The organism is Streptomyces sp. LUP47B (assembly GCF_001746295.1).
Taxonomy (GTDB): Bacteria; Actinomycetota; Actinomycetes; order Streptomycetales; family Streptomycetaceae; genus Streptomyces.
Genome location: NZ_MJAH01000044.1, coordinates 1 through 1,600 on the forward strand (window position 1 = coordinate 1; position 1,600 = coordinate 1,600).

The 1,600-nt window shown below is 58.6% G+C and carries 1 rRNA gene; it reads left to right on the forward strand.

Annotation, left to right across the window (positions count from 1 at the left end):
* A 23S ribosomal RNA gene (locus BFN33_RS48985) occupies positions 1-1,600 on the forward strand; the annotation flags it as partial.

Consider the following 1,600-nt stretch of genomic DNA (forward strand, 5'->3'; position numbering starts at 1 on the left):
GCCGGTAAGTGAGAGCGCGGCAGTGAGACTGTGGGGGATAAGCTCCATGGTCGAGAGGGAAACAGCCCAGAGCATCGACTAAGGCCCCTAAGCGTACGCTAAGTGGGAAAGGATGTGGAGTCGCAGAGACAACCAGGAGGTTGGCTTAGAAGCAGCCACCCTTGAAAGAGTGCGTAATAGCTCACTGGTCTAGTGATTCCGCGCCGACAATGTAGCGGGGCTCAAGCGTACCGCCGAAGTCGTGTCATTCATACAATAGGGCCAACGCCTGTATGGATGGGTAGGGGAGCGTCGTGTGCCGGGTGAAGCCGCGCCGGAAGGCAGTGGTGGACGGTTCACGAGTGAGAATGCAGGCATGAGTAGCGATACACACGTGGGAAACGTGTGCGCCGATTGACTAAGGGTTCCTGGGTCAAGCTGATCTGCCCAGGGTAAGTCGGGACCTAAGGCGAGGCCGACAGGCGTAGTCGATGGATAACCGGTTGATATTCCGGTACCCGCTGTGAAGCGTCAAACACTGAACCAGGCGATGCTAAGTCCGTGAAGCCGCCCCRGAGCCTTCGGGCAAAGGGGAGTGGTGGAGCCGGCGAACCAGACTTGCAGTAGGTGAGTGATGGGGTGACGCAGGAAGGTAGTCCAGCCCGGGCGGTGGTTGTCCCGGGGTAAGGGTGTAGGCCGTGCGGTAGGTAAATCCGTCGCACACAAGGCTGAGACCTGATGCCGAGCCGATTGTGGTGAAGTGGATGATCCTATNCGCAGAGACAACCAGGAGGTTGGCTTAGAAGCAGCCACCCTTGAAAGAGTGCGTAATAGCTCACTGGTCTAGTGATTCCGCGCCGACAATGTAGCGGGGCTCAAGCGTACCGCCGAAGTCGTGTCATTCATACACATAGGGCCAACGCCTGTATGGATGGGTAGGGGAGCGTCGTGTGCCGGGTGAAGCCGCGCCGGAAGGCAGTGGTGGACGGTTCACGAGTGAGAATGCAGGCATGAGTAGCGATACACACGTGGGAAACGTGTGCGCCGATTGACTAAGGGTTCCTGGGTCAAGCTGATCTGCCCAGGGTAAGTCGGGACCTAAGGCGAGGCCGACAGGCGTAGTCGATGGATAACCGGTTGATATTCCGGTACCCGCTGTGAAGCGTCAAACACTGAACCAGGCGATGCTAAGTCCGTGAAGCCGCCCCGGAGCCTTCGGGCAAAGGGGAGTGGTGGAGCCGGCGAACCAGACTTGCAGTAGGTGAGTGATGGGGTGACGCAGGAAGGTAGTCCAGCCCGGGCGGTGGTTGTCCCGGGGTAAGGGTGTAGGACGTCAGGTAGGTAAATCCGCCTGGCAATAGTCTGAGACCTGATGCCGAGCCGATTGTGGTGAAGTGGATGATCCTATGCTGTCGAGAAAAGCCTCTAGCGAGTTTCATGGCGGCCCGTACCCTAAACCGACTCAGGTGGTCAGGTAGAGAATACCGAGGCGTTCGGGTGAACTATGGTTAAGGAACTCGGCAAAATGCCCCCGTAACTTCGGGAGAAGGGGGGCCATCACTGGTGAGAGGACTTGCTCCTCGAGCTGGGGGTGGCCGCAGAGACCAGCGAGAAGCGACTG